Raw genomic sequence first — 23,601 nt, 5'->3', positions numbered from 1 at the left:
CGTGCCATTTCCCGCCGGTCAGATCACGATTTCCCGGTGGTTCCGCCGCTGCGTACTGCGTTTCGGACGGTGCGCGGCACTATCGACGGCGAACCCGGTTTGCCGACCCGCCGTTTTGCTCACGCCAACGCCAATCCGGAGTTTCGGGAGACTCCGCACGCAAATCGTGTGTAGCGTTGGCCTGTCGTTGATCTGCGTACCTCTACACTTGTCACGCTAGCCATATAGAGGCTGGTCAGCGCGTACACATCATCTGAGAAGTAAGAGGGGCAACGTGGACGAGATCCTGGCGAGGGCCGGAATCTTCCAGGGAGTCGAACCCAGCGCGGTTTCCGCGCTAACGAAACAGCTACAACCGGTCGACTTCCCCAGGGGGCACACGGTATTCGCCGAAGGCGAGCCAGGTGACCGGCTGTACATCATCATTTCCGGGAAGGTCAAAATCGGCCGCAAGTCCCCGGATGGTCGCGAGAACCTGCTGACCATCATGGGGCCGTCGGACATGTTCGGTGAGCTGTCGATCTTCGATCCCGGGCCGCGCACCTCCAGCGCGACCACCATCACCGAGGTCCGCGCCGTATCGATGGACCGGGAGGCGTTACGCGCCTGGATCGCCGATCGGCCCGAGATCGCCGAGCAGCTGCTGCGTGTGCTGGCCCGTCGGTTACGCCGCACCAACAACAACCTTGCCGACCTCATCTTCACCGATGTGCCCGGACGCGTCGCCAAGCAGCTGCTGCAACTGGCCCAGCGCTTCGGCACACAGGAGGGTGGGGCTCTGCGAGTCACGCACGACCTCACCCAGGAAGAGATTGCGCAGCTCGTCGGCGCGTCCCGCGAGACCGTGAACAAGGCGCTGGCCGACTTCGCCCACCGCGGCTGGATCCGGCTCGAGGGTAAGAGCGTGCTGATCAGCGACAGTGAGCGACTCGCAAGGCGGGCTCGCTAACTCTGCGATTTCGGCGTGCTCACGACCGCTGACCGGTTATGGGCACGCCGTAATCACTCGGCCCGCAGGTAGTCCAGCTGCGCCTGCACCGATTTCTCGGCGGCGTCCCAGAGCTTCTCGTCGACGTCGGTGTAGACGTGCTCGACAACTGTGCGGGCCGCGGCATCTTCCCCCAGCTCGCGCAGCGCGTCACGCACCTGGTTGAGTCGCTCTTCGCGATGCGCGAGATACATCGCGGTGACCGATTCCAGATCGGCAAGGTCGGGGCCGTGCCCGGGCAGCACCGTGCGGCCACGGAGTCCGTGCAGGCGCCGCAGCGACTCCAGATAGTCACGCAGGCTGCCGTCTTCGTTGTCGATGACGGTGGTTCCGCGGCCCAGCACCGTGTCCGCGGTCAACACCGCGTCGTCGAGCAGGAACGACACCGAGTCAGCGGTATGCCCCGGGGTGGCCAGCACGGTGATCCGCAGTCCTGCCGCGTCGATCACCTCGCCGTCGGTCAGTGGTCCGCCCAGGCCGCGGAGGAAGCCACTGCCCACCGAGCGCACCACCGCACCGGTGCGCTCGACCAGCATGTCGATCCCATCGGTGTGATCGCCGTGCTTATGGCTGATCAGCACCAGGCTGACGCGCCCCAGAGCCGCCAGCCGGTCGATATGCGCCTCGTCGTCGGGGCCAGGGTCGACGATGACGATCTCGTCGCTGCCAGGCCCCCGCAGCACCCAGGTGTTGGTGCCCTCGAGTGTCATGACGCCCGGGTTGTCGCAGAGCAGCACCGATGCGGTCTCGGTGACCGGTCGGAGCAGGCCGTACGCCGGGTGGGTCGGGACGCTGGGTGGCGTCACTGCACCTCGACGATCAGCTCGACTTCCACCGGTGCGTTGAGCGGCAGCTCGGAAACCCCGACCGCGGATCGGGCGTGGGCGCCTGCGTCCCCGAACACCTCGCCGAAAAGCTCCGAAGCCCCGTTGATCACCCCTGGCTGCCCACCGAAGCCCGGGGCGGAGGCCACGAATCCGACGACCTTCACGACGCGGGTCACCGCGTCGATGCCGACCACCGAATCCACGGCCGCCAACGCGTTGAGGGCACACGTGCGGGCGAACTCCTTGGCGTCCTCCGCACTGACTTCGGCGCCCACCTTGCCGGTGGCCGGCAGGGCGCCGTCCACCATCGGGAGCTGCCCTGAGGTGTAGACGAGATTGCCGGTCCGCACGGCAGGGATGTAGGCGGCCACCGGCTTGACGACGGGCGGTAGCTCGATACCGAGCTCGGTCAGGCGGGCCGAGACGGTCATTTGGGTCGCTTCAGGTACGCGACGTGCTGCTCTCCGGTCGGGCCCTGCAACACGGTCACCAGTTCCCAGCCATCGGCACCCCACTGATCGAGGATTTGCTTGGTCGCATGGGTCAGAAGTGGGACCGTGGCGTATTCCCACGTGGTCAGCTCGCTCATGGGCAGAGCTTAACCTTGCGGGCCGCACGGTTAGCATGCACACATGGCGACCACACCCAACGGCGGGATGAATGTCGGCTGGCCCTCCCGCTTGGCGAAGGCCCGGCTGCATTTCGTCACGGGTAAGGGCGGCACCGGCAAATCGACTGTCGCGGCGGCTCTCGCGCTGACGCTGGCCGCCGGCGGACGCAAGGTCCTTTTGGTGGAAGTCGAAGGGCGCCAAGGCATTGCCCAGCTCTTCGACGTCCCGCCGCTGCCCTATGAAGAGGTCAAGATCGCGACTGCCGAACGTGGCGGTCAAGTCAACGCGCTGGCCATCGACACCGAGGCGGCGTTCCTCGAATACATCGACATGTTCTACAACCTCGGTATCGCCGGCCGCGCCATGCGGCGGGTCGGGGCCATCGAGTTCGCCACGACGATCGCGCCGGGGCTGCGCGACGTGCTACTCACCGGCAAGATCAAGGAGTCGGTGGTCCGCACGAACAAGGGGGCCAAGAGCCCGGTTTACGACGCGGTCGTGGTCGATTCCCCACCCACCGGGCGCATCTCCCGGTTCCTCGACGTCACCAAAGCCGTCGCCGACCTGGCCAAGGGTGGCCCGGTCCACTCGCAGAGCGAGGGTGTGGTCAAACTCCTGCATTCGGAGCAGACCGCCATCCACCTGGTAACTCTGCTCGAGGCGCTACCGATTCAGGAGACGGTCGAGGCGATCGAAGAACTCCAGGGACTGGGCCTACCGATCGGCAGTGTCATCGTCAACCGGAACATCCCCCTGTTCCTGCCGCCCGACGACCTGGCCAAGGCGGCCGAAGGCGACATCGACGCCGATGCCGTCCGGGCCGGGCTGACCCAGGCCGGAATCACCTTGCCCGACAACGAATTCGCGGGCCTGCTGACCGAGACCATCGAGCATGCCACGCGGGTTCGCGCCCGCGCCGAGAGCGCAGAACAGCTCGACGAGATCAAGGTACCCCGGCTCGAACTGCCCGCCATCAACGACGGGATCGATCTCGGCAGCCTTTACGAGCTTGCGGAAGCGCTCGCCCAGCAAGGAGTCAGGTAGCCATGAGCACGACACCGCAGACGCTCGATATGGCGTCCATCCTGGCCGACCGCACCAACCGGGTGGTGGTGTGTTGTGGCGCAGGTGGCGTCGGCAAGACCACCACGGCCGCCGCGATGGCATTGCGTGCCGCGGAATACGGCCGCACGGTGGTGGTGTTGACGATCGACCCGGCGCGGCGCCTCGCCCAAGCCCTGGGGATCAAGGATCTCGGCAATACACCGCAACGGGTTCCGCTGGCCCCCGAGGTGACCGGCGAATTACACGCGATGATGCTCGACATGCGCCGGACGTTCGACGAGATGGTCACCGAATACTCGGGAACTGAACGCGCACAAGCGATTTTGGATAATCAGTTCTATCAAACCGTGGCCACCTCCTTGGCGGGAACGCAGGAGTACATGGCTATGGAGAAACTCGGCCAGCTACTTGCCCAGGATCGCTGGGACCTGGTGGTCGTGGACACCCCACCGTCGCGCAATGCGTTGGATTTCTTGGACGCACCCAAACGGCTCGGCAGTTTTATGGATGGCCGGCTGTGGCGGTTGCTGTTGGCACCCGGTCGAGGTATCGGCAAATTACTCACCGGTGCGGTCGGCCTGGCCATGAAGGCTCTGTCGACGATCCTGGGCTCCCAGATGCTCTCCGACGCCTCGGCGTTCGTCCAGTCGTTGGATTCGACGTTCGGCGGGTTCCGGGAGAAGGCCGACCGGACGTACGAGTTGCTCAAGCGCCGCGGTACTCAGTTCGTCGTGGTCTCCGCCGCCGAGCCGGACGCGCTGCGGGAGGCGTCATTCTTCATCGACCGGTTATCGCAGGAGAGCATGCCGCTGGCGGGCCTGATCCTGAACCGCACCCACCCAACTTTGTGCATGTTGTCGGTGGAACGCGCGGTCGACGGCGCCGAAGCTCTCGAAGCGACGGACCCACAGTCACTACCTGCGGCTGTCCTGCGGGTTCATGCCGATCGGGCACTGACGGCGAAGCGTGAGGTGCGGCTGCTGTCACGCTTCACCGGCGCCAACCCATCGGTGGCCATCGTCGGTGTGCCGTCACTGCCGTTCGACGTGTCTGATCTTGACGCGCTGCGGGCCATCGCCGATCAGATTACTTCGGCTAAAAGTTAGCCAGCGCTGCGGTGCTTGCGTTGGGCAGAAAAGAAGTCCGACCACGACACCACATCGGGGTGCTGTTTGAGCAGCGCCCGACGCTGACGTTCGGTCATCCCACCCCAGACTCCGAACTCGACGCGGTTGTCCAGGGCGTCGGCACCGCATTCGGCGATCACCGGGCAGTGCCGGCAGATCACCGCGGCCTTGCGCTGGGCGGCTCCGCGGACGAACAGTTCATCCGGGTCGGCACCGCGGCATCTGGCTTGGGATACCCACGCGATTCGCGCCTCGGCTTCGGCACTCTGCACAGCACTCTGAGTCATCACTGCGGTCGTTCTGCGCGGTGCGGGCTGAGAACCGGACATCAGCGCTCCCCTTCGCTCAAGCCACCTTCCGGTGGCACTGTCCACGGGTGTAGAACGCCTATGCGATCTACGCCACATTGCGCAGGTCTTTGTTACCTGTGTCGCACTGTCTGTCTAAGTTAGGTGGTCAGGTGTCGTTTGCGCAACAGTCTCCGGCCCACTTTTTTGGGACGGCCGTGCCGTCAATCCCGAAAAACCGTGTGAAGCGCTCCTCAGCCTGCTACCAGGTTGTTCTCAGTCAGTTCTTTGCGTAGCCGCATGGGCGATGGACGTGCAGACGGCATAGTTACTCTGTAGGGCATGTCAGACCGCCCCCCGGTCGCAGTCACCGTCATCAAGATGGCGTGGTGCTGCCTGCTCGCCAGTGTTCTTGTGGCGGCATTCCTGTTTCCGATGGTCGGCGGGATCGGGTTGGTCTCCAACCGAGCCTCGGACGTCGTGGCCAACGGTTCGGCCCAGCTGGTCGAAGGTCAGGTCCCCGCGGTGTCGACGATGGTCGACGCCAAAGGCAACACGATCGCGTGGCTGTATTCGCAACGCCGCTTCGAGGTGCCGAGCGACAAAATCGCCGACACGATGAAACTGGCAATCGTCTCGATCGAGGACAAACGGTTTGCCGAACACAACGGTGTCGACTGGAAAGGCACGCTGACTGGTCTGGCCGGCTACGCCTCAGGCGATGCGCAGACCCGCGGCGGTTCCACGCTCGAGCAGCAGTACGTCAAGAACTATCAATTACTCGTCATCGCCCAGACCGACGCCGAGAAGCGGGCGGCCATCGAAACCACCCCGGCGCGCAAGCTGCGCGAGATCCGGATGGCGCTGACGCTCGACAAGACCTTCACCAAACCCGAGATCCTCACCCGATACCTCAATCTGGTGTCGTTCGGCAACAACGCTTTTGGCGTACAGGACGCGGCGCAGACCTATTTCGGGATCAACGCGACCGACCTGAACTGGCAGCAGGCAGCGCTGCTGGCCGGCATGGTCCAGTCGACGAGCACCCTGAACCCGTATACCAACCCCGATGGCGCTCTGGAGCGACGAAATGTCGTGCTGGACACCATGATCGAGAACATCCCGCAAGATGCTGACGCACTGCGGGCGGCCAAGGAACAGCCCCTCGGCATCCTCCCGCAGCCCAACGAGTTGCCACGGGGCTGTATCGCCGCCGGCGACCGCGCCTTCTTCTGCGACTACGTTCAGGAGTATCTGGCGCGAGCCGGCATCAGTAAGGACCAACTGGCCAAGGGCGGCTACCTGATCAAGACCACCCTGGACCCCGACGTGCAGAATTCGACCAAGGCGGCGGTGGACAGCATCGCCGCCCCGGACCTCTCCGGCGTCGCCAGCGTGATGAGCATCATCGCCCCCGGCAAGGAATCGCACCCGGTGATGGCGATGGTCAGCAACCGCACTTACGGCCTGAATCTCGACGCCGGCGAGACCATGCAACCGCAACCGTTCTCCCTCGTCGGCGACGGCGCCGGGTCGATCTTCAAGATCTTCACCACCGCCGCCGCGCTGGACATGGGGATGGGCATCAACGCGACGCTCGACGTGCCGGCCCGGTTCGAGGCGAAAGGCCTCGGCAGTGGCGGCGCGAAGGGCTGCCCGAAGGAAACCTGGTGTGTACAGAACGCCGGTAACTATCGCGGCACGATGAGCGTCACCGACGCCCTAGCAACGTCGCCCAATACCGCTTTCGCCAAATTGATTTCCCAGGTGGGCGTGCAGCGCACGGTCGATATGGCCGTCAAACTGGGCCTGCGCTCCTACGCGCAGCCGGGGACGGCGCGGTCGTACGACCCCGACAACAACGAAAGCCTGGCCGATTTCGTCAAACGGCAGAATCTCGGCTCGTTCACGCTGGGCCCGCTCGCCGTCAATGCCCTCGAGCTGTCCAATGTGGCTGCCACTTTGGCCTCCGGCGGCACCTGGTGCCCGCCCAACCCGATCGACAAGGTCTACGACCGCAACGGCAACGAGGTCGCGGTGACCACCGAGACCTGCCAGCAGGTGGTTCCGCAGGGATTGGCGAACACCTTGGCCAACGCGCTGAGCAAGGACGACACCGGCTCGGGTACGTCAGCCGGCGCGGCCGGTTCGGTCGGCTGGAATCTGCCGGTTTCGGGTAAGACCGGGACCACCGAGGCGCACCGATCCTCCGGCTTCCTCGGTTTCACCAACCACTATGCGGCCGCCAACTACATCTACGACGACTCCACCACCCCGGGCGAGCTCTGCTCGTTCCCGCTGCGCCAGTGCGGAGACGGCAACCTGTTCGGCGGTAACGAGCCGGCCCGAACCTGGTACACGGCGATGACGCCGATCGCCAACAACTGGGGCGATGTCAGCCTGCCGCCGACCGATCCGCGCTATGTCGACGGCGCGCCCGGTTCGCGGGTGCCCAGCGTCGCCGGGCTGGACCAGAACGCCGCCCGACAGCGCCTGAAGGATGCCGGATTCCAGGTCGCCGACCAGGCCAATCCGGTGAACAGCGGTTCCGCGTTCGGCACCGTCGTCGGCACCTCCCCGAACGGGCAGACGGTGCCGGGATCGATCATCACCATTCAGATCAGCAACGGGATCCCCCCGGCACCACCGCCGCCGCCCGTCGGGTTGCCGCCGATCGACGGCGCTCCGCCGGAGTTCGGTCAGACGGTCGTCGAGATCCCCGGCCTGCCCCCCATCACAGTGCCGGTGCTGTTGCCGCCGCCACCGCCACCTCCTCCGCCGCCGTAGTCACGCAGCGCCGGACGGGTGAGGCGCGCTGGATGGCGGAAGGGCGCAGTAGGCTTTTGCACATGCCTGCCGCATTGCCTGTTCTGAAAAGCGCCGCCGCAGTCACCCTCGGCTCTGCCATCGCCGGGATCGGCTACGCCTCGATCATCGAGCGCAATGCGTTCGTGATGCGCGAGGTGACGATGCCGGTGCTCAGCCCAGGCTCGACGCCGTTGCGGGTGCTGCACATCAGCGACCTGCACATGCGCCCCAACCAGCGCCACAAACAGGCGTGGATCCGGGAGCTGGCGAGCTGGGAACCGGACCTGGTGGTCAACAGTGGCGACAACCTGTCGCATCCCAAGGCCGTACCTGCCGTCGTGCAGGCCCTCGGAGACCTGCTGTCGGTACCCGGCGTCTTCGTGTTCGGCAGCAACGACTACTTCGGGCCACGGATGAAGAACCCGGCCAACTATCTGATCAAGCCTGAGGCCCGCATCCACGGCGAGCCGCTGCCGTGGCAGGACCTCCGGGCGGCGTTCACCGAACGCGGCTGGCTGGACATGACGCACACCCGGCGGGAGTTCGAGGTCGGCGGCCTGACGATCGCCGCGGCCGGCGTCGACGATCCGCATATCGATCGCGACCGCTACGACACGATCGCGGGACCGGCCAGTCCGGCGGCGAACCTTCGGCTCGGGCTGACGCATTCCCCCGAACCCCGGGTGCTGGATCGGTTCGCTGCCGACGGCTACCAGCTGGTGATGGCCGGTCACACGCACGGCGGTCAGCTGTGCGTGCCGTTCTACGGCGCCCTGGTGACCAACTGCGGCCTGGACCGGTCTCGGGTGAAGGGGCCGTCGCGGTGGGGTGCCGATATGGGCCTCTACGTGTCCGCGGGTATCGGCACGTCGCCGTTCGCCCCGATGCGGTTCTGCTGCCGTCCGGAGGCCACCCTGCTGACGCTCGTCGCCGCCCCGATCGGCGGACCGGACGCAGGGGATCGCCGACGCAGCCATTCGTCCCCCACGGCCGCGGTGCGGTGACCGCGGCCACGGACCGCAGTCGCTCACGGGCCTGGGCCGATAACGCCGTCCGGTTGATCGAGGCTGATTCCAGGCGTAGCGCAGACACGCACCTTCTTCGCTACCCACTTCCCGCGTCATGGGTGGGCGACTGTGGCGTTGCGCTCTATCTCAAAGACGAGACGACCCACATCACCGGAAGTCTCAAGCACCGGTTGGCCCGGTCCCTGTTCCTCTACGCATTGTGTAACGGCTGGATTGACGAGACCACCACGGTGGTGGAGGCCTCATCAGGATCGACCGCCGTGTCCGAGGCGTATTTCGCTGCTCTGCTCGGGCTTCCATTCATCGCGGTGATGCCGTCATCCACCAGCCCCTCCAAGGTGGCCCTCATCGAGGCGCAGGGCGGACGCTGCCATTTCGTCGAAAAGTCCAGCTTGGTCTACGCCGAAGCCGAACGGCTGGCGACCGAGACCGGCGGCCATTACCTGGACCAGTTCACCAACGCCGAACGTGCCACCGACTGGCGGGGAAACAACAACATCGCCGAGTCGATCTATCAGCAGATGCGCGACGAAGAACATCCGATACCGGAGTGGATCGTGGTGGGCGCGGGCACGGGCGGCACCAGCGCCACTGTGGGCCGCTACATCCGATATCGCCGACACAGCACACGACTGTGCGTGGTGGACCCGGAGAATTCCGCGTTCTACCCGTCCTATGTCCAGGGTAAAGACGTGGTCACAGGGGCCTCGTCACGCATCGAAGGGATTGGTCGCCCCCGGGTGGAACCATCGTTCCTGCCTGGTGTGGTCGATCGGATGATCTCGGTGCCCGATGCGGCGTCGGTGGCGGCAGCGCGGCACATCAGCCGGGTACTGGGCCGCAAGGTGGGTCCGTCGACGGGCACGAATATCTGCGGCGCGTTCGAATTGCTGACGGAGATGGTGGCCGAAGGCCGATGCGGTTCGGTGGTCACGCTGCTCGCCGACAGCGGCGACCGCTACACCGATACCTACTTCGACGACGACTGGCTGGCCAGCATGGGTATCGATCCCGCTGAATCGGTTGACCGATTCGTCGAGTTCGAAAAGTCCTGTCGCTGGCCTTGACCTGCAGTGCCCTTCTCGGCGCCGACGGGGCCCTCAGCCGTCAGAAACAGCCAGAGCGCGGCCAGGGCGAACAGCCCTACGTACAGGGTGGCTCCCAAAGCAGTCATAGTCGTCTCCATTTCCTCATGAAATGCTAATTAATCGCCTACCTCCACAACGTCACCGACACGCCAGATCCATCCCGGTACCGCGTGTTGCCTACCCAACAGGTGGCCGGGATACGCGTTTGGCTTCCGGGCGGGGCGGTGCGATAGGCTGACGGAGCTTCACGCGGGGTGTGGCGCAGCTTGGTAGCGTGCTTCGTTCGGGACGAAGAGGTCGTGGGTTCGAATCCCGCCACCCCGACAGAGTGAGAAGGCCCTGACCACGGTCGACATGGTCGGGGCTTCTTGCTGTTACGAGTCTGGACCGCCAGTGGCCCGCAGTTGGCCCGCAGCAGTTTTCGGCAGCGCGGCGACTGCCGCATCAAAAGCATCCGCGACGGCGTCGAGATCATCAGGGAACAGGTCTGCGTAGGTGTCCAGTGTCATAGCCGCTGACTTGTGCCCCAACATCGTCTGGACCGCCTTCACATTGGCCCCCGCGCTGATCGCCAGCGACGCCGCAGTGTGCCGGAGGTCGTGCATAGTGGGGCGCGGCCAGTCGGTGGTTGGTTGACCGTCGTCGTCTAGACCCTGCAGTTTGTCGACCGCCGGGCCGAACACGCGGGTTCGGAAGGTGTTGATCCGTAGCACCCCGCCGGCCGGCGCCGTGAAAACCAGATCGGTGCGCCGCTTGCCCTGCATCTGGACGGCCAAATCTTCGGCGAGGAATCGCGGAAAAGGCACTGATCGCCGTTCGTGAGTTTTCGGGGTCGACCAGGTGAGCTTCCCGACGACCTCAGTCACCGATTCCCTGATGTTCACCCGCCGACGCAGCATGTCGAAGTTCTGGACTTTCAACGCGGCCATCTCGCCGTATCGCAGGCCCGTGTACGCGAGGAACCGCACGACCAGGCCGTCTCGGGTCATCGCGTCAGCCAGCTCGGCGACCTGCTGATGGGTCAGGTAGGCCCGTATCGAGTGTTCCCGTCGCGGCGCCTTCACTTTGTCGCACGGATTGGCCGGCAGCCGCTTATCTTCAACGGCGACAGCGAGAACCATCCGTAGCACACCGAGCGCGTTCTCAATCGTCGCGGCCGCAGCCCCACCTTCGGATAGCTCGGTGACCCACGCTCGAATCTCGGAGGTTTGCACTTCAGCTACAGCGATGTCCTGCCAGCGATCTCGGACATGGACAGACCACGCTGAGGCTCGCGCAGCCTTGGTTGAATCCTTCACGTGCGCTTGATTTTTCAACCACTGTTCGTGAATCACACCGACTGGCACCATTCCGGCGTTCGGTGCGACGTATGTTCCGGTGACGATGGTGGACGTGATGTTCTCGATCCACGCGTTCGCGTCGGCCTTGCGGGCGAACAGCTTTTCGTGTTCGATTCCCCTGCTATCGACGTAGCGTGCGCGCCAGCGAGATCCCTTGCCGTACTTGACAGGTCGACTTGTCATAACAGGCTCACCGTCGGCGCTGAGCATCGGTGTTCCATCAGCGTTGCGGTCCTGGCGCGGCTTCGTCAGATCCGCCCACCGGTCCTCGACGCCAGCGCGGCGGTTACGTGTCTGGGGCATCCAAAAGCCCTGCCTCTCGTGCTCTGCGAATCCATTTCGATGCTGTGGTGCGCGGCATTTCGAGATTGTCTTCAACGAACTTGGCTGGCGGATATCCGGTGACTCGACCGAACTCATAGAAGTTCGCGACGGCGCGCAGTGACTCTTCGACCGGGCCTTGGGTGCGCAAGCGGGCTTTTTCTTGCTCGTCCAGCTCGATCGGACTGCGGCGACCATGGGTAACTTTGGTGCCGCCACCGATATCCTCGCGCGCTGCGATCGCATTTTGGATGAGGTGGGATGCCATTCCTTTTACCGGTACTTGACGCAGCGTTGTGCCCGTTACAGGATGCCCACCTCGACCAATGACCTCGACTCTGGTCGGTTGAAGTATCCCCTCAACCAGGTCGATGTCCATGACCACCTGGGCTACCTCCGCGCCGAACGCGTCGCCTGAATCCAGGTCGATTGTTCCGGTGAATGGCACCACGATCGCCAGTCCGGGTCCGATCTTCGTGTAATCGCCGCCTCCGTGCGTCGTGCTCAGTTTCGCCACGTTGACCATCGTGACACGTGTGGATCACCGTTGACAACGTTGCTCCCGTTGTGGTTCAGTCATGACGTTACTGAACCACACCACGAAGGAGATGCCCATGGACCGATCGGACGACCTACTCACCACGACCCAGGTGTGCGAGCAATACCCCGCACTCAATCCAGGGACGATGCGTTACTGGCGCCACAACAACGAGGGACCGGCGTCGTTCACCCTTGGTCCACAGGGCCGGCGAGGCCGTGTTGTCTACCGCCGCAGTGAGGTTGAGCGCTGGATCGCCGATCAGGAGCAGGCGACCAGGCGCGGCGGTGCCGCCTGATGCGGATCTACCCGCAGGAGCAGTTCGCGGATATCGGGATCGTCGACGACGACCAGACCGAAGATCTACGTCCGACAAAAAATGCCCCCGGACGGTGCGCCAACACCGCCGAGGGCGATTCGAACCACCACCACGCAAATGAGGAGTTCTAACACAATGAAACCACAAATCACCGTCATGGAGTTGCCGGTCCCGACTGGCGGCACCCCAGGCCTCTGGACGGCCACCGGAGTCCGCGACGTCTACAACCAGATCGGCCATGTCGCTACGAGCCCGGATCTTCTGCGCTGCCCCGCGGTTACCGTCATCGCCGAGCAGCGCCGCGACGGTTCTCTCGGAGCGATTGACATCGACGTCGACGCTCGTGCTGGCCTGTCCGTCGCCCAGGCGCGAGAGCTAGCAGCACTGCTCCTCGCTGGGGCACAGGTCGCCGAGCAGTGGACGGCGGTGCAGTTGTGAGCACATCGTTCATGAAGGCGCTCTGCTGCACCTGCGGTTCAGTCCGGGAATGCCGGCGCCCACGTAACCACCGGGCCGAAAACTACTGGCTGTCCAAGCCGATCGACCTCGACTGGCATCGTGAAACCGGCGACCTCAAGTGTGAGGAGTGCGGCCGGATTACGACCCACGCGCTGCTGCTCCCCGAGGGAGACAACTGGCGTGATCACGCCGAGATGATGCAGAGAGTCGCCACCGGAAACAGCCACGGGCACTTCAAGAATCAGCAGCAGTTCGACGAGGTGGCCACCAAGTTCCGGCAAGGCTTCCCCCGCAACCCGGAACTGAATCACTTCCGCTACGGATCCGACGCTCAAGCCGCGTGGGACGCGGGGCGGCCCACCGTGAAGGCACTTTGCGGTGAGCAAATACCCGTGGACCGTGACCCCTCGGGCCCGGCATCGAAAGGCAGGGACGAGCGGCGCCAAGACGACCGTCAGATCAAACCCGCCCAGGTGCGTGACCAGGAGTACGAGGACTCCGAGACCGGTTTGTGGTGGACCGAACTGGATTGCGTTGACTGCCTACGGGTCTGGCACCTCGAACTGTTAGCTCAACGTCGAGACGTCCTCTCCGGGAAACTGACTCAGTTCCTGGCGGATCTTCTCGCCGATCAGGAGGGCGGGTATCCGAAGAAGATAGGTCTACGTGTCGTCGACGCGCTCATCGAAGCGTTCGAGGCGATCAACCAGCGCAGCGATGCGGTTAAGTCTGAGGACTCGAACCAATGACCGCCTCCGCCGAGGAACTGAAGCCTGAAGACGAAGAGCAGCGTATTGCGGTGCGCTGCAAAGTCTGTGGCTCATGGCTCACCGACCCGGCATCAGTAGCACTCCGCATCGGGCCGAAGTGCTCGCGGCACGGAGGTGTCCATTGACCGCCGAACCAACTTCGGAATTCCGAAGTTCCGACGAGGAGTCCCCCGCCCAGCCTGGCGGGGGCACTCCCCCCTCCCGCCAGGTGAGTTGGTACACCACCTTCACCTTTGCAGAGCGATACGCCACCAATCACGATGTCGTGCTGGACAACCTGCCAATCCCCGGCACTCCGAGTTGGTGCGGCATGTCCGACGACGACGCTCGAAAGCTGCTCGCCCTGGTCCTCGGCGGCGTCCGCGAAGCACTCGCCCACGACACCGTGCAAGAGCAGCTGGGAGAGGCATCGCGAGATGTCTCGCAGGCCGCCAAGTGGATCAGCGACGACCACCGATTCCTCGCCAACCGCGGGAAGTCCTACATCAGGAGATCAGCTTGACCACCACCACCACCACCACCACCGAAGTCAACGAAGACTTCTTCGCCGCCACCGACCAACTCACCCTCATCTACCAATGGGCACGAGCCCGATACGCCGCACCATGGGCCGTTTTCGGTGCAGTCCTGCTCCGTGTCGCCGCCAGCGTCGGCCCTCACGTGCAACTCCCCGGGCTCATCGGCGGCCGCGCCTCACTCAACCTGCTGTGCGCGTTCGTGTCCGCATCCGGTGGCGGTAAAGGCGTTTCCGACAAGGTGGCCCGCCTCGCTTGGCCGGCCCCGATCATCGAACGCCCCATCGGCTCCGGTGAAGGTATCGCCGCCACGTTCGTACCCCCGAAGAAAGAAGGCGTCGCACCGATCACCGCTGCCATCTTTTCGGTGCCCGAGATCGACACCCTGGCTGGCATTGCGTCCCGGCAAGGATCAATCCTGCTGGCGCAGCTGAAGTCCATGGCCATGGGTGAACTCCTCGGACAGTCGAACGCCAGTGACGCCACCACCCGCATCATCCCGGCGCACTCCTACCGGTGCTGCCTATCGGTCGGCGCCCAACCCGGGCACTGCGACGTCATCTTCGGCGACGCCAGCGGCGGTACACCGCAGCGGTTCCTGTGGTTCCCCACCACCGACCCCGACATGCCGGCAGTCCGGGCGACCGACCCGGATCCGCTGGACATTGCGCTGCCCATGTGGGCCGGCGATAACGGTGTCGTCGAGATCGGCTACGGCCCCGACGAGATCGCGCAGACGGTCATCGAAGCCCACCTGGCCCGCCAGCGCGGCACGGCCGAAGCGCTGGACGGTCACGCCCTGCTGACGCGCTGCAAGGTCGCGGCGGTGATCGCGATCATGCACCACCGGTCAGTGGTCTCAGAGCTCGACTGGCAGCTGTCCGAGACAGTGATGCGGGTATCCGACGGCACGCGGGACTGGATCGTCGAGCAAGCCCGCCAGGCTGCCAGGGCGAAGGTTCGTGATCGGGCGCTGTCCCGCGCCGTGGGCGAAGAGTTCGTTGACCAACGCCGCCTCGATGTCGTGAAGCGGCGGGTGGTCAAGGTGCTGTCCGGTGGTCGCATTGCCCGCGGAGAACTTCGTGCCCGGATGGGCAAGCAGGAATACCGGCAGCTGCTCGAAGCGGCGGTAGCTGAGCTGGAGTCTGAAGGTCTGGTTCGGCGGATCGAAGTCACGCAGGGCGGTGTGCATTTCGAGTCGATATCGGAGTTCAGCCCTGAACCCGAGTTCAGGGCCGATAATCGCAGGTCAAATGGGCTGAACCCAAAGTTCAGCCCTGAACCCGCAGGTACTGTCACTGATCTGGATACTCGCAGGTCGCACGACTCCGAACGCCCCGCGCCGAAGAGGAACGCCCTGTCGTTCATCCAGGCCTACATCGGCGACCACGCAGGGCCAGACGGGTGGGTCGCAGTTAGCCAGGTATACGCCGCAGGCATCGCAGAAGGCCATACCCGAGATGCCCTAAAAGGTGCCCGCCTCAAATCCACCGACCCCGTGATCGAGTCGACCAACACCGGGCCTCGGTCCATGTGGCGCATCGCTTCGCGCAACGAGGAGGTGTCGTAATTGCACTTTGACGAAGGGCAGGCCCGTCTGCTCCGGGACTTAGCGATGGAAGCTGTGGTGCGCCGACAACGCGCCGGCCAGCCGATCCCTGATCGGGTCCGCCACCTATTCACCTACATGTCCACAGGCGGACATCGAATCGACTCTCCTGCAGCACCATTGAAACAGGACCGCGACGACCTGATCGACACCGAAATAGCCGCCACGATCCTCGGATGCAGCAGCAGACACGTCCGCCGCCTCGCCGCCGACCTCGAAGGCGAAAGCCTCACCGGCCGCTGGCTTTTCAGCCGCCGCACCGTCGAAGAGTACGCCGAAGCAAGGAGCGCATAAATGCCCGACACCGACCCCGTCTTACGCAACATCATCCGACAATGGATCACCGAACTACCTGCCGCCGAACGCGACTCCCTCATCAGCGAAGTCGGCGCCACCGCCACACCCGGCAGCGGCGACCCGCCAGGCGAACCCGACAGCCTGGCAGCGGGGGCTGCCCTCTACAACAAGCAACACGGCAAGAGCATCACCGTTGAAGGCGCCGAGCAGATGACGCAGGGGCGGTGGTCCTGATGGCACGCAACACCACCCGTCCGGCCACGAACCTGGCCGAGCGCGTACTAGCCCACATCACCGGCTACCCCGAAGCCATCCAACGGCATCGCCGCCTCATCCCCTTCACCGCGGATCTCGTCAACCAAGGCGAGTGGCTAACAGAACTGGACCGCGCCTACGCCACCAAGATCACGGCCGCAATTGATGCAGGTGCAACCAACCTCGATGATCTACGCAACGCCTACGTCACCGAACGCGCCGCCGGCCAATCCCGCGGGCATTTCGCGCTGCTCGTCCGAGACGCCGCCGAGCGCGCTCGCGCCGACCTCACGCTCATCCAGGCCGCGGGCGCCGACGAAGCCCTCGACTACCTACGCACCGAACTCAGCGCCTTATACGCCGACGTACGCACGCACCGCGACATCATGGTTAACCACCCCGCCAATGCCGAAGCCGCACTGCACCAGCCAGACGGCGCCGCCCGATGGGATCTCGTCACTGGCTTACTCCAAAGGTACGAGGAAGTGCGAGCCGAGGCCCGCAAGTACGCCGTGATGCAGAACCGCGACATCACCTCCGGCACCGGTTTCGCCCTGATCGGACAGACCCACCGCTTCCTTGCAGTCGAACCCCACTGGCAGCATCTGCGCGCCACCAGCCACGGCCCGACCAACACCACGGCAGCCATCCGGGCGTGGTTCAGCACAACCGCCATGCCATTCGTCCCCGAGGACGTCAATCGTCAGAGCCTCTGGCCGCACCAATACCGGCCCGTCGACTGGCTTCTCACCCTCGCCGACGAAGCCCAACCGTGGCTTCCAGACGGCGACGTCATCGGCGAAGCACGCCGCCTCGCCGACCAGCTCATCACCGCAGACACCACCGACTGGTTCGTACAGTGCGCGGACCAACTCAACGCCCTCGGCATCACCGTCGACGTCGAACTACCCATCAAGCGATCCACCCGATCGTTCGTCGCCTAAGCCAAGTAAGGACGACCCGCATGGCCCAAGTCATCAAGCCCACCGGCATGTCACGCACTGAGCTGATCCGCTTCAACTTCGACGCATGGCTCGCCGACCTCACCGACGCCGAGTTCGAGGCCGCGCTCCAACGCATCCGAGACACCGGGCGACCCGCCACTACCTAACAGACCAGCGGCGGCAGGCGTCAAACCCACTTACATAGCACTCCTTTCAGGGCAAGGACTTCCACGACGGCCAACTGCTAGCACTGCCAGAGAAGTACCTGCGTCACGCCGCCGCCCACCCCAGAAAAAAAAGAAAGACGCTCCCTCTCGCCATGCCTATGCCCTGAGGGGCGGGGCGGCGGGGGCCTCGGGGGGCTCCCCCCTGGGGTGCCCCGAGCGGCGAATGGGTCGGTCCCGAGCGGGGGCTCCCGGTGGGGCCGGTGCCACTGTGCAAAACCCCCAGCTCCAAAACGATTCGAGTTTCGTACAGACAGGCAGCCCCTATGCCCACCGTGGCCGGTCGAAAGGTGCCCCAGGGGGATGCCCCCCCTGCGGGGTCACGGCTTGCCTCTCAGGGCATAGGCGCTTACTCCCCCCGACCATTTTTTTTCTTTCCCCCCTTACGGAGGTCGTGATCGCCGATGGCTTCGAAGACCCTGAGGGGCGGTGGTCGGGGTTGCCTGGGAGGTCCCCCGGGTGGGTCCGCAGTCGGACCTCAGGGCTGCGCTGGGCTATCGGATTGATGGCCCAGGGGAGAAGGAGGTTTAATTCGATGCTGGCGTGGAAACTTTGGCCCTTAGTTCGACTCCTCGATCCCGGGTCCACCTTTGGGTGGGGTCCGATGAACAACGACGGGCAGCATTTCTCTGCCTGTTGCTCGCACGGGAATAGTCCTCCGGTCGCGTCGTGTGACTGCGGTCTGCATTACGTCGTCAGCAAGACCGCGTTCTTTCGATCTTCGACAATCCGAGACTCTTACCGTTCCCTCCATCAGCGCATCGTTGTTTCGGTTGGCGTTCCGATCGGGCACTCCATGCCCGATCGGAACGCCAGCTGCGATGATCACACTCTGCTGCGCGGGGGATGGGGTGATGAACATCCCAGTCGGGCCGCGGGATTCGCCATCCGTGGGCTGATGGTGAGTCCTGCGATAGCCGGCCGCGTGGTTCAGGATCTTCGTCGGAAGTATGACGTGCCGGTGATCGCTGCCCGATGGGATGATCAGAGCGCCGGGGACAAACTACTCGCCGTGTTGGGGCGGACAGCATGAACGTGGAGGCGTGGCGCTACTGGTGGCTGCAGCCAGCGACCACCAATGGTCAGCACAAGCTCATTTCCCCGTTCAGATGGGCGCACGCAGGTTCTCTTGATGACGGGCATGTTTGGGAGGACCAGCGATACGTTGCTTTCTGCCCCATGGATGCTGAACATGTTGTCCCCCAAACGGATTGTCGGTGCGGGGTCCACGCCAGCAGAAACCTACTCGACTTGCTATACCAAGGAAAGTTGATCCCACAGGTCTACAAACCCAGCTCTGAGCTCCGCCTCGTCGTGGGGCGCGTCGAGGTCAAAAGCCCAATGTTTCAGAAGGATCCGTTCGATCGCTATGTCGATGAGATCAGAGGCTCAGAGGCGACCATCAGACGCCTTTGGGTTTGTGACGGGCCGCCCGACCGCTTTATGGAGATCGAGCTGCAGTGCCGATATGGGGTGCCTGTCGAAGCTGCGGAGCCGCGGTTCACCCTGGCCGACTGGGACGCGCGTACAACGTCTCCGGACTATCGCTGGGGTGATGTTGGGCTCCTCCGTGAAAATGCCATAGATTTCGTACCACCGCTGCACGTGACGTTCGTCTGCACCAACAACTTCGTCCGCTCACCCATGGCCGCGAACATCTTCGCCCACCAGATCCATGAGCGAGGCCTGTCCGATCAGGTCAGGGTGTCCAGCGCCGGCACGTTCGACGATCCCCGCTGGGGCACCAAGGGCATCGGCAGGGCAATCGAGACGACGACCGCTCGCCTACTGCTGTCTCACGGCTACCCAACAAGGCACTGCGCGACCAAACTTAATGCCGACCATCTCGGCGCCGACCTGGTCGTCGCGGCGGCCGGGAATCACGTCGGCACTCTCACACGGCTGGGCGTACCGGCTGAACGGCTCAGGCTTCTGCGCTCGTTCGACCCACAATCACCGGACGACCTCGATATCGAAGACCCCGAGTACAACCACCAAATCGAACCCATATACGACGCGATCACGGCCGCACTCCCCGGCCTGCATGAGTGGGTCGACAAACGGCTCGCCGATCGAGTCGGCACTGTCGCTACCAGCACCTTCTGACGACTCTTCTGGAACGGCTGTCGGGCCTGGAGACGATGACTGCCGGTGAGGTGTTCACGCCGGGTGAGTCAGTGGGGGTCGTCTATCGGGTCGAGGATCTGCCGACGCAGGAATCCCGCCGCCGGCTCGAAGAACTTGAGCTCGATGACGCAACGGAGATCGCCCGCGTAGCCGTCGGCAACCTGGTGCGGCTGTACGGTCTGCTGTCTGACGATCGGACCGAGTTCTTTGTGCTCTGGTGGGGACCACTCACACAAGGTCTATCCGTCCAAGAAATGGCAGTGAACTGCCCGGTCGCCACTCCCGGTCAAGCGCGGCGTCCTTCGGCGATGGTTGTTGTGACGAAATTGACGAACGCCGAACAGATGACCAGGAAGTACTGCGCCAGTTCCTGTGATGGGGTGACGGACCCTTCTCGAATTGCGTGACGGATGCCGCCTTCGTCGCCTGCAAATCCGTACAGACTGATCCATCCGTCGACCAGAGCCCGGTGAAACCCGCCAGGCGTCTCGGCTCGCGAAATCTTCTTAAGCGCTTCGTTGAGTTGAGCTTTTGGGTTTCCGACCATCTCGCGGGCAGCTGCCTCCGCAGCGGCCATCGATTCGCTGATGGACTTCCCGAAGTTGGGATCGTCGCGGTTGGCCAGTAGAGAAATGGCATTGCGCAGATGGGTGCGGGCTTCGGTGGATGACTGCTCGATGGCCGTCTCGACGGACGTGATTTCGGCGTCGTCGGTTATTTCGGTGACGTACTCGCCGACGATTCGGCAACCGGCCCTGTTGAGTTTCAGTTGACGGTTCGCGAACTCGACAAACAAGCCTTGAGAGTCACCACTCGTCATCTGCACCAACGCCTCGATCAAGTCGCAAACGCGGTACCACTCTTCATCGAAAATTGTGCGCCACAACGCATCCCGATACCGCTGCGAGGAGTACCCGGTCCATATCTTCCCGAGGTAATTTGTCCATACCTTCTGACCGTCGACCAGGGCCGCAAACTGGCCGCTCCCGTCTAGGAACATCAATTCGATGACGTTCCACAAGTCTGTCCGGGTCCGCTCGTCGAGGCTTCGATGCTGTATCGCAGTCGAGTACTCGGTGTACCCGTGACGCTGGGAGAACCTTGGCGGTCTACCGCCGTTGTCGACCTCATCTGACACTAGAACCCCCGGCCCATGATTTACCCAGCTTGAAGGGACTTTGCCTATCACAGAGGTGCACGTTCGATACCTGGATTTCGAAGCCCGCCAACGTGGAGATTGCGTTGGCGGGCCGATCTGTCAGTTGTAGGCCATAAATCCGTGGCTGTCACTTAGCCCAGCAGCCACGAATGGCTTAGCGGACTAATAATGCGTATCAAACACGAACTGTTCGAGGGGTTCGCGGTTTCGTGACGCCGATAACCTCGGAGCAATATTCAGTGTCCACCAAGGTCGATGCTGACTACTTGCACCACTTGGTGGGCATCGCCTCCGGCACCGGTTTTGTATTCGGCGTTATATCGGTAGTCGAGTCGTGCACCGCCGGTGATTTCGTAATGGTAGACACGCGACATCCCGCCGCTGGCACCGACATGACCGCCTTTCATTGGAGTGACCGTCCCCAGCTGTGGCGGTTGGTCAGGTTGCATCGATAGATGCCTCCAAAGCTCTGTTGCGTTGCTCTCCCCGCACACCTCGCAGATCCGGTTCCACTCATCGACGTGCTTCCGGTGCACGAGGAGGCGCCATTTTGGCCGCTCCGTTGGCCGGCCCTCAGCCGGGTACCGGGCAGCGACAAACGGGCGGTAGGCCTTCGGTTTGGGGTCGGACAACTTAGGTCAGTCCTGATCCTCAACCTCAAGCCAGTCGGAAGTGTCAGTCGTTCCTGACAGGATCTCCCGCGCAACGGGGTCTGACAGTGTGCGTGCACCCATTTGCCACTGGTGGATCAGCTCATCAACAGTTGAGTGGTCTTCTCCCGAAGCGGCACGCACGATCGCATCGTTGATTTCTTGCAGGAACTCGTCGATGTCGTCGTCATCGAAAACGCTGATGAACGCCCATGGGCCGTAGTCGCTGGTGCGCCGCTCACCCCGTGCACGCTTCATGGCGGTGTCGAGCGTGAGGTACGCGACGGCGTAGTCCCGGATCGCTGCTACGTGTTCCAGGCGGGCTTCGCGAAGCATGACGAGCGAGTCGCCGTCTGTACTCCGTAGGCGCGCGCGGTTACGGAGGGCGTCCGCAATGAACTCCTTCCTGGCGCTACCGGCGAGGTCGGATGCTTGGTATATCCGGGCGCACGTGGCAGGCATAATCACTCCAATCTAAGATCGTACGTACGATACTACTGTCAATCGTGACAAGAGCGCCAGTGCGATTCCCGGGCCGCCGATTAGCTAGGTGCCACAAGCTTCGCGCGCAGCTAGCGCAAGAAAATATTGCTCGACCAGGTGTTCGATACTCACGGCTGCAGCACGGGCCTGCCCGCGCAGAATGTGCCCGGCTTCTTGGAGTAGCACTGCAACGACGTCGACCCAACACTCAGGGTCACTGGTGCACGCGACAATGACCAGAACATTGCCGAGAGCTCGATTAGCAACAAGCATATCGGTGCGATTGAGGCTCCGCTGGATGCCCCAGGGGGTCCGTCCACGCCTGACGAGGGAGTGCGATACAAGGCAAGTCTGGGCGGCTCGGAGCGCCGTCGCGCCGGGCTCGCCAACGTGTTTGGAGGCCCGGTCCAGAAATGACAAGACATCGAGCAACACGGTCGCTTCATCAGCACCAGCACGGTCAGCTAGCAGGTTCACCATGTTGCCAATCCGGGTCAGCAGGTAGTGGAAGCGGTCCTCGGCCAGGTCCGGGGTGGCCTCGTCTGTCGCGTGACAATCGATGAATGTGGCGCCGGCATATACGAGGTAACGGCCGTGAACCTCTGCATACTCGGCCGTGAGGGCGTGCGCCTGAAGAGAGTCCTTGTGCACGACCTCCGCCGCGATAATCTCCCGCATCGCCTGAACTGCGGGAGTCACCGCCGCGACGTTTGATGGGTCGAAATCATCACCACCCACTTCGAGCGCCTGTCCGCCATCTGCGCTCACAACGACCAGGCCCCACTCCTCAACATATGGCGATTCGCATCGTCGGCCCCATCGCTCCCCCTGGTTCGCTTTGACCGGTCCGCAACATGTTAGGGCTACAGCGCTAATGGTGTCGGCAATCGCAATGCTCTGCCCGCCGCCTCACGATTCACGTCAGGGTCACAAGCCGGGCAGAAGCAACCCAATCGCCCGCAGTTGGCCCGCAGCACTTTCACGACTCCCCCTTACTAGCCAACACCAACAACGTATTGAGCTGGAGTTATTCACTTCAACCAACGCAGTTTGCATCTGCAAACGCCCAGGACGTGGAGTTCGGGACGAAGAGGTCGTGGGTTCGAATCCCGCCACCCCGACTCGCGTAAGTGCAAGTAGAGGCCCTGACCGGATTATCCGGCCGGGGCCTTCTGCGTACCCGGTACGTTTTTCCCGGCCGGATCACTGTCGGTGTCGGTCGATGACGGTTGAGTGAGCGCCTTGGTACGCGCTGTTCCGAGCACATCGGCTAGCGCGTCGAGATCGGTATCGAACAAATCTGCGTAGGTCTTGAGCGTCACACTCGGGTCCTCGTGGCCCAGCATGCGCGCCAGGGCTAGGACGTTCCCGCCCTCGGACACCACGAGCGATGCGCAGGTGTGCCGTAGGTCGTGTGGCGTGATCGCGGGGAAATCCTCTATCCCGTCGCGGGCCTTGTCGAAGATCCTCGGTCGCCACGTAGAGACGCGTAGAACTCCCCCAGCGGGCGCGGTGAACACGAGTTCATCCGGTGCCTTGCCCTTCCATCATCGCCGCGAGTTCGTCGCCTAAGAAGTCAGAGAACGGCACAGAGCGGCGTTCGTAATCCTTGGGTAGTCCGAAGACCAATTTGCCGTCTGCCTCCTGTCCGTGGCCATGAAAAGGTATCCACTGGTGGCCAAGTCGAGGTATCCAGTTTTGGCCAGATAAAAGTATCCACCCCGTGTTCGTCGTGTCGATCACGTGTTCGTCGTGTCGATCA

At 63.6% G+C, this 23,601-nt stretch carries 30 protein-coding genes, 1 tRNA gene and 1 pseudogene; 19 read left to right on the top strand and 13 right to left on the bottom strand.

The annotated features are described in order from the left end of the window. The first annotated feature begins 274 nt into the window (after positions 1-274). The gene (crp, locus tag H7J73_RS31290; RefSeq protein WP_264071729.1) at positions 275-949 is read left to right on the top strand and encodes a cAMP-activated global transcriptional regulator CRP; all 675 of its coding nucleotides are present in this window, start codon (positions 275-277) and stop codon (positions 947-949) included. Between the two features lie 53 nt (positions 950-1,002). Here crp and H7J73_RS31285 read toward each other — a convergent pair whose 3' ends face one another. From H7J73_RS31285 to sp36, 3 genes are read right to left on the bottom strand one after another with little or no spacing between them, the layout of a single operon-like run. Further along, a complete protein-coding gene (locus H7J73_RS31285; protein ID WP_264071728.1) occupies positions 1,003-1,794 on the bottom strand; it encodes an MBL fold metallo-hydrolase in 792 nt (263 codons plus the stop codon). Beyond that, a complete protein-coding gene (locus H7J73_RS31280) occupies positions 1,791-2,246 on the bottom strand; it encodes a RidA family protein (RefSeq protein WP_264071727.1) in 456 nt (151 codons plus the stop codon). Before H7J73_RS31280 ends, H7J73_RS31285 begins: the two co-directional genes overlap by 4 nt. Further along, positions 2,243-2,404, bottom strand: a complete 162-nt coding sequence (gene sp36, locus H7J73_RS31275; protein WP_264071726.1) for a Sp36 family protein — start codon at positions 2,402-2,404, stop codon at positions 2,243-2,245. The genes H7J73_RS31280 and sp36 overlap by 4 nt, the downstream gene beginning before the upstream one ends. 43 nt (positions 2,405-2,447) lie before the next feature. On the opposite strand from sp36, the gene bagA reads away from it, so the two are divergent. Both bagA and bagB read left to right on the top strand, forming a co-directional pair. Beyond that, positions 2,448-3,470: an ATPase BagA gene (bagA, locus tag H7J73_RS31270; protein WP_264071725.1), complete on the top strand. Its 1,023-nt coding sequence runs from the start codon at positions 2,448-2,450 to the stop codon at positions 3,468-3,470. Between the two features lie 2 nt (positions 3,471-3,472). Then, positions 3,473-4,597 (top strand): ATPase BagB, encoded by a 1,125-nt coding sequence (bagB, locus tag H7J73_RS31265; protein WP_264071724.1) that lies wholly within the window; start codon positions 3,473-3,475, stop codon positions 4,595-4,597. Here bagB and H7J73_RS31260 read toward each other — a convergent pair. Next, positions 4,594-4,947, bottom strand: a complete 354-nt coding sequence (locus tag H7J73_RS31260) for a WhiB family transcriptional regulator (protein ID WP_276032006.1) — start codon at positions 4,945-4,947, stop codon at positions 4,594-4,596. The two genes, bagB and H7J73_RS31260, sit on opposite strands and share 4 nt — an antisense overlap. A gap of 300 nt (positions 4,948-5,247) precedes the next feature. Here H7J73_RS31260 and ponA2 point away from each other — a divergent pair, with 300 nt between their 5' ends. The 4 genes from ponA2 (at position 5,248) to H7J73_RS31240 (ending at position 10,153) form a co-directional block, all read left to right on the top strand. Beyond that, a complete protein-coding gene (gene ponA2 / locus H7J73_RS31255) occupies positions 5,248-7,692 on the top strand; it encodes a transglycosylase/D,D-transpeptidase PonA2 (RefSeq protein ID WP_264071722.1) in 2,445 nt (814 codons plus the stop codon). Between the two features lie 62 nt (positions 7,693-7,754). Continuing rightward, positions 7,755-8,717, top strand: coding sequence for a metallophosphoesterase (locus tag H7J73_RS31250; protein ID WP_264071721.1), 963 nt, complete (start codon positions 7,755-7,757; stop codon positions 8,715-8,717). Further along, on the top strand, positions 8,714-9,808 hold the full coding sequence (gene cds1 / locus H7J73_RS31245) for an L-cysteine desulfhydrase Cds1 (RefSeq protein ID WP_264071720.1): 1,095 nt from the start codon (positions 8,714-8,716) through the stop codon (positions 9,806-9,808). Before H7J73_RS31250 ends, cds1 begins: the two co-directional genes overlap by 4 nt. 271 nt (positions 9,809-10,079) lie before the next feature. Further along, positions 10,080-10,153: transfer RNA gene (locus tag H7J73_RS31240), tRNA-Pro, on the top strand. A gap of 50 nt (positions 10,154-10,203) precedes the next feature. Here H7J73_RS31240 and H7J73_RS31235 read toward each other — a convergent pair. Both H7J73_RS31235 and H7J73_RS31230 read right to left on the bottom strand, forming a co-directional pair. Further along, on the bottom strand, positions 10,204-11,352 hold the full coding sequence (locus tag H7J73_RS31235; protein WP_264071718.1) for a tyrosine-type recombinase/integrase: 1,149 nt from the start codon (positions 11,350-11,352) through the stop codon (positions 10,204-10,206). Positions 11,353-11,455: 103 nt separating this feature from the next. Next, complete coding sequence (locus H7J73_RS31230) at positions 11,456-12,007, bottom strand: hypothetical protein (protein WP_264071716.1); 552 nt, start codon at positions 12,005-12,007, stop codon at positions 11,456-11,458. A gap of 97 nt (positions 12,008-12,104) precedes the next feature. Between H7J73_RS31230 and H7J73_RS31225 the strand changes: the two genes are divergently transcribed. The 12 genes from H7J73_RS31225 to H7J73_RS33780 all read left to right on the top strand — a co-directional run bounded on the left by H7J73_RS31225 (position 12,105) and on the right by H7J73_RS33780 (position 19,526). Further along, the gene (locus H7J73_RS31225; protein WP_264071715.1) at positions 12,105-12,326 is read left to right on the top strand and encodes a helix-turn-helix domain-containing protein; all 222 of its coding nucleotides are present in this window, start codon (positions 12,105-12,107) and stop codon (positions 12,324-12,326) included. Beyond that, a complete protein-coding gene (locus tag H7J73_RS31220; protein ID WP_264071713.1) occupies positions 12,326-12,478 on the top strand; it encodes a hypothetical protein in 153 nt (50 codons plus the stop codon). The genes H7J73_RS31225 and H7J73_RS31220 overlap by 1 nt, the downstream gene beginning before the upstream one ends. Positions 12,479-12,482: 4 nt before the next feature. Beyond that, positions 12,483-12,785, top strand: coding sequence for a hypothetical protein (locus H7J73_RS31215; RefSeq protein WP_264071712.1), 303 nt, complete (start codon positions 12,483-12,485; stop codon positions 12,783-12,785). Continuing rightward, positions 12,782-13,555: a hypothetical protein gene (locus H7J73_RS31210; RefSeq protein WP_264071711.1), complete on the top strand. Its 774-nt coding sequence runs from the start codon at positions 12,782-12,784 to the stop codon at positions 13,553-13,555. The genes H7J73_RS31215 and H7J73_RS31210 overlap by 4 nt, the downstream gene beginning before the upstream one ends. Further along, positions 13,552-13,701, top strand: a complete 150-nt coding sequence (locus tag H7J73_RS33905) for a DUF6011 domain-containing protein (RefSeq protein WP_353962015.1) — start codon at positions 13,552-13,554, stop codon at positions 13,699-13,701. Before H7J73_RS31210 ends, H7J73_RS33905 begins: the two co-directional genes overlap by 4 nt. Further along, a complete protein-coding gene (locus tag H7J73_RS31205) occupies positions 13,698-14,078 on the top strand; it encodes a DUF2742 domain-containing protein (protein WP_264071710.1) in 381 nt (126 codons plus the stop codon). Before H7J73_RS33905 ends, H7J73_RS31205 begins: the two co-directional genes overlap by 4 nt. Beyond that, positions 14,075-15,661 (top strand): hypothetical protein, encoded by a 1,587-nt coding sequence (locus tag H7J73_RS31200; protein WP_264071709.1) that lies wholly within the window; start codon positions 14,075-14,077, stop codon positions 15,659-15,661. The genes H7J73_RS31205 and H7J73_RS31200 overlap by 4 nt, the downstream gene beginning before the upstream one ends. 45 nt (positions 15,662-15,706) lie before the next feature. Beyond that, positions 15,707-15,994: a helix-turn-helix domain-containing protein gene (locus tag H7J73_RS31195; RefSeq protein ID WP_264071708.1), complete on the top strand. Its 288-nt coding sequence runs from the start codon at positions 15,707-15,709 to the stop codon at positions 15,992-15,994. After that, positions 15,995-16,231, top strand: coding sequence for a hypothetical protein (locus H7J73_RS31190; protein WP_264071707.1), 237 nt, complete (start codon positions 15,995-15,997; stop codon positions 16,229-16,231). Then, on the top strand, positions 16,231-17,196 hold the full coding sequence (locus H7J73_RS31185) for a hypothetical protein (protein ID WP_264071706.1): 966 nt from the start codon (positions 16,231-16,233) through the stop codon (positions 17,194-17,196). The genes H7J73_RS31190 and H7J73_RS31185 overlap by 1 nt, the downstream gene beginning before the upstream one ends. Before the next feature lie 20 nt (positions 17,197-17,216). Beyond that, complete coding sequence (locus H7J73_RS31180) at positions 17,217-17,363, top strand: hypothetical protein (protein WP_264071705.1); 147 nt, start codon at positions 17,217-17,219, stop codon at positions 17,361-17,363. Positions 17,364-18,449: 1,086 nt separating this feature from the next. Continuing rightward, on the top strand, positions 18,450-19,526 hold the full coding sequence (locus H7J73_RS33780) for an arsenate reductase/protein-tyrosine-phosphatase family protein (protein WP_308207456.1): 1,077 nt from the start codon (positions 18,450-18,452) through the stop codon (positions 19,524-19,526). Between the two features lie 68 nt (positions 19,527-19,594). Here H7J73_RS33780 and H7J73_RS31170 read toward each other — a convergent pair whose 3' ends face one another. The 7 genes and pseudogenes from H7J73_RS31170 to H7J73_RS31140 all read right to left on the bottom strand — a co-directional run. After that, positions 19,595-19,783, bottom strand: a complete 189-nt coding sequence (locus H7J73_RS31170) for a hypothetical protein (protein WP_264071704.1) — start codon at positions 19,781-19,783, stop codon at positions 19,595-19,597. A gap of 50 nt (positions 19,784-19,833) precedes the next feature. Then, positions 19,834-20,685: an AbiJ-NTD4 domain-containing protein gene (locus tag H7J73_RS31165; protein ID WP_264071796.1), complete on the bottom strand. Its 852-nt coding sequence runs from the start codon at positions 20,683-20,685 to the stop codon at positions 19,834-19,836. 257 nt (positions 20,686-20,942) lie between these two features. Then, a complete protein-coding gene (locus tag H7J73_RS31160; RefSeq protein WP_264071703.1) occupies positions 20,943-21,113 on the bottom strand; it encodes a hypothetical protein in 171 nt (56 codons plus the stop codon). A 231-nt stretch (positions 21,114-21,344) separates the two neighbouring features. Beyond that, positions 21,345-21,692: a hypothetical protein gene (locus H7J73_RS31155; protein WP_264071702.1), complete on the bottom strand. Its 348-nt coding sequence runs from the start codon at positions 21,690-21,692 to the stop codon at positions 21,345-21,347. Between the two features lie 210 nt (positions 21,693-21,902). After that, positions 21,903-22,607, bottom strand: a complete 705-nt coding sequence (locus H7J73_RS31150) for a hypothetical protein (protein WP_264071700.1) — start codon at positions 22,605-22,607, stop codon at positions 21,903-21,905. 386 nt (positions 22,608-22,993) lie between these two features. Then, entirely contained in the window at positions 22,994-23,359 is a 366-nt protein-coding gene (locus tag H7J73_RS31145; RefSeq protein ID WP_264071699.1) for a tyrosine-type recombinase/integrase, read from the bottom strand. A 4-nt stretch (positions 23,360-23,363) separates the two neighbouring features. Further along, positions 23,364-23,601, bottom strand: a pseudogene (locus tag H7J73_RS31140) (hypothetical protein); the annotation flags it as partial.

Origin of the sequence: Mycolicibacterium komossense, assembly GCF_025822605.1 — a bacterium.
GTDB classification, from domain to species: Bacteria; Actinomycetota; Actinomycetes; order Mycobacteriales; family Mycobacteriaceae; genus Mycobacterium; species Mycobacterium komossense.
The sequence above is the reverse complement of the archived record's forward strand: the minus strand, read 5'-3'. Positions and strand labels throughout refer to the sequence as shown.